We start from the raw sequence: 3,710 nt of genomic DNA on the forward strand, positions 1-3,710 counted from the left end.
ATCGTCTGCGCGATGCCGAGGAACAGCCCCGTGCCGAGCGCGCCGCCCAGCGCGATCAGCTGGATGTGGCGATTCTTCAGCCCGCGCTTCAGGCCGTCGTTCTCGTGTCCAGAAACCATGTCTTCTCCACTCTGTCCGCCTCCACTGGAAGCGGTGCGCCTTCGGGGTGTGCCGGGCGCCGTTTTGCTATGCCGTCGGCCGGTCGTGGGGCCGCCGGGTTGGAACTGCAATCTTCGTGTCGTATCCGATCGTCCTTCGGCGAACCCGCCAGACCGGCCGCCGGAGACCGCACGCGCCGCCTGGCGGCGACCACGCACGAAAATCGGTGCCAGTTTAGCGTCGCGACGACGAAATCGGGTTGCGTAACCCGTTCATGCAAACCCTACATTATGAGATAAGATTGCATCCGGGAGACACACGAGGAAACAAAAATGCCTGAACCGGTTCTGGATCGCATCGATCGGCACTTGCTGACGATCCTGCAGGAGAATGGCCGCGCATCGAATCTCGAGCTCGCGAAAGCCGTGGGCCTGTCGCCTGCGCAGACGCTGCGCCGTCACCGGCGGCTCGAGGAAATCGGCGCGATCCGCCGCTACGAAACGCGTCTCGACCCCGATACGCTCGGCTTCGGCGTCACCGCCTTCGTGCACGTGACGATGGAACGGGGCCATATCCGCGATCTGACGAAATTCCAGAAACTCGTCTCCGATCTGGCACAGATCCAGGAGTGTTTTTCGGTCACGGGCGATATCGACTACGTGCTGAAGGTCGTCGCGCACGACCTGAAAGGACTGTCGAAATTCCTGCTCGAAACACTGATGCGGATTCCCGGCGTGAGCGGGGTGCATTCGAGCGTTTGTCTCGACGAGATCAAATGCACGAGCGCGATGCCGGTGGCAGACTGACACGCGCACGGCCCTGACCGCGGCTCGCGAATCCGCTGCGGATTCGCACTCTTCCCGCCCTCCCGCATGCCGCGCACCATGACAGGCGCGGCCCCGCGTTTTCCCCTATCGTCCGCGGCTTGACTCGCCCCCACCGATCGACAACACTCTGCACATCGCAAGTGTGATCACAGATCGCAGATCAAACCATGGAGTCCGCCTTGGCGCCACGCATCGTCCCGCCCGCACTGAAAGCCATCGAACAGGAAACGATGGCAGACAAGGTCTATCAGCAACTGCGCGAGGCGCTGATGAGCGGCCGTTTCGCGCCCGGCCAGGCGCTGAGCCTGCGCAGCGTGGCGGAGGCGGTCGGTTCGTCGACGATGCCGGTGCGGGCCGCGCTCACGCGCCTGCGCGCCGAGCGCGCGCTGGTGGACGGCCCCAACCGCGCGCTCGTCGTGCCGCCGATGACGCCCGACGCGCTCGAAGAGCTCCGCGACGTGCGGATCGCGCTCGAAGGCTGCATCGCCGAGCGGGCCTGCGCCCGGATGAGCGACGCGCAGGTCGCCGCCGTGCGCCGCATTTGCGAGACGATGCAAACACATGCGGACGCCGGCCGGGCGCGTGCATACCTGCAAAGCAACTTCGCGTTCCACAACGCCATCTACGCGCACGGCGCAAGCGACAACACGCTCGCGATCGTCCAGAACCTGTGGATGCGGGTCGGCCCGTTCCTCAACATGGTGGCGCTCGACCTCCCCCATATGCATCGCTCGATGGATGCCCACCGCGCGATCGTCGATGCGCTCGAACGCCGCGACGGCGCGGGCGTGCGTGCGGGCATAGCGCTCGACATCGGCGGCGCGGCGCACGATCTCGCCGCCACGCTGCATGCCGAACAGACGCCGCGGCGCGTACACGCGAACACATAGCGCGCACCCGCGCCGGAGACGCCGGCAAACCGGCGGCCGAAACATCAACAACCAGGAGACAAAACAGCATGGCTGCATACGATTTGCTGAAGCCTTATGACGGCCTGCGCGTGCTCGTGACGGGCGGCGCGTCAGGGATCGGCCTCGCGATTGCGGACGCGTTCGCCGAATGCGGCGCGCGCGTGCATGTCTGCGACGCGTCCGAAGCGGCGATCGCCGCCCTCGCCGACCGCCCGTCCCGCCCCGCGATGGGCGCGACGCTGGCCGACGTGGGCGACCCGGCTGCGGTCGATCGCGTGTTCGCGGACGTGGCAGCCACGCTCGGCGGCCTCGACGTCCTCGTCAACAATGCCGGCATCGCCGGCCCGACCGGCGGCATCGACGACATCGATCCCGCGCAATGGGAACAGACCGTCACGATCAATCTCAACGCGCAGTTCCAGTTCGCGCGCCGCGCGGTGCCGCTGCTGCGCGAGTCGCAACACGGCGGGGCGATCATCGCGCTGTCGTCGGTCGCGGGCCGGCTCGGCTACGCGTACCGCACGCCCTATGCGGCCACCAAATGGGCGGTCGTCGGCCTCGTCAAGAGCCTGGCGATCGAGCTCGGCCCGCTCGGCATCCGCGTGAACGCGATCCAGCCGGGCATCGTGCGCGGCCCGCGGATGCGCCGCGTGATCGAGGCGCGCGCCGCGCAGCTCGGCATCGGCTACGACGAGATGGAAAAGCGTTACCTCGAAAAAATCTCGCTGCGCCGCATGACCGACCCCGCCGAGATCGCCGCCACCGCGCTGTTCCTGTGCTCGCCCGGCGGGCATGGCATCACCGGGCAGGCCATATCCGTCTGCGGCAACGTCGAAGTTCTCTAACGCACGCGTCTTCGCTCATCGAGAGGAATCCCATCGTGGCAACTGCCCGCAAAGTCATCATCACCTGCGCGCCGACCGGCGCAATCCATACGCCGTCGATGTCGCCGTATCTGCCCGTGACGCCGCACCAGATCGAGACGGCCGCGGTCGCGGCCGCCGAGGCCGGCGCGGCGATCCTGCACCTGCACGCGCGCAATCCGTCGGACGGCAAGCCCACGCAGGATCCGGGCGTGTTCGCCGAATTCCTGCCGCGCATCAAGGCGCGGACCGATGCGGTGATCAACCTCACGTCGGGCGGCAGCCCGCACATGACGATCGACGAGCGCCTGCGCCCGGCGCTGCATTTCCAGCCGGAAATTGCATCGCTGAACATGGGCTCGATGAACTTCGGGCTGTATCCGATGCTGGAACGCTTCCGCGAATTCGCGCATCCGTGGGAACGCGAGCATCTGGAGAAGAGCCGCGACCTCGTGTTCAAGAACACCTTCGCCGACATCGAGACGATCCTCACGCGGTGCGGCGCGAACGGCACGCGCTTCGAGTTCGAGTGCTACGACATCTCGCATCTGTACAACCTCGCGCACTTCGTCGAGCGCGGGCTCGCGAAGCCGCCCTTCTTCATCCAGAGCGTGTTCGGCCTGCTCGGCGGAATCGGTGCGCATCCGGAAGACCTGATGCACATGCGCCGCACCGCCGACCGCCTGTTCGGCTCCGACTACGTATGGTCGATTCTCGGCGCGGGCCGCAACCAGATTCCGCTTGCGACGATCGGCGCCGCACAGGGCGCGAACGTCAGGGTCGGGCTCGAGGATTCGCTGTGGATCGCGCCGGGCAAGCTCGCGGAGTCGAGCGCCGCGCAGGTGCTGAAGATACAGCAGGTGCTCGAAGGTCTGTCGCTCGAGATCGCGACGCCCGCCGAAGCGCGCGCGATGCTCGGTCTCAAGGGCGGCGACGCGGTCAATTTCTGACCCGCTGCCCGGCCTTCACAACAAGCAAGCGCAGAGACACGGCGCCGGCCCGGGCCGGCG

Annotated in this window: 4 protein-coding genes; all 4 read left to right on the top strand. The window is 66.9% G+C overall.

Annotated elements, in window-relative coordinates:
- Positions 1 to 431 precede the first annotated feature (431 nt).
- The gene (locus KH616_RS22885) at positions 432 to 905 is read left to right on the top strand and encodes an Lrp/AsnC family transcriptional regulator (RefSeq protein ID WP_292252181.1); all 474 of its coding nucleotides are present in this window, start codon (positions 432 to 434) and stop codon (positions 903 to 905) included.
- A 200-nt stretch (positions 906 to 1,105) separates the two neighbouring features.
- A complete protein-coding gene (locus KH616_RS22890; RefSeq protein WP_292252182.1) occupies positions 1,106 to 1,816 on the top strand; it encodes a GntR family transcriptional regulator in 711 nt (236 codons plus the stop codon).
- 68 nt (positions 1,817 to 1,884) lie between these two features.
- Positions 1,885 to 2,682 (top strand): SDR family oxidoreductase, encoded by a 798-nt coding sequence (locus KH616_RS22895; protein ID WP_292252183.1) that lies wholly within the window; start codon positions 1,885 to 1,887, stop codon positions 2,680 to 2,682.
- Between the two features lie 35 nt (positions 2,683 to 2,717).
- On the top strand, positions 2,718 to 3,650 hold the full coding sequence (locus tag KH616_RS22900; RefSeq protein ID WP_292252184.1) for a 3-keto-5-aminohexanoate cleavage protein: 933 nt from the start codon (positions 2,718 to 2,720) through the stop codon (positions 3,648 to 3,650).
- Positions 3,651 to 3,710: the final 60 nt, after the last annotated feature.

The organism is Burkholderia sp. (assembly GCF_018375725.1).
In the GTDB taxonomy this organism is placed as follows: domain Bacteria; phylum Pseudomonadota; class Gammaproteobacteria; order Burkholderiales; family Burkholderiaceae; genus Burkholderia.

Coding starts and splice junctions, on each gene's coding strand:
- KH616_RS22885 (WP_292252181.1), top strand. CDS start 432: ATGCCTGAACCGGTTCTGGATCGCATCGATCGGCACTTGCTGACGATC.
- KH616_RS22895 (WP_292252183.1), top strand. CDS start 1,885: ATGGCTGCATACGATTTGCTGAAGCCTTATGACGGCCTGCGCGTGCTC.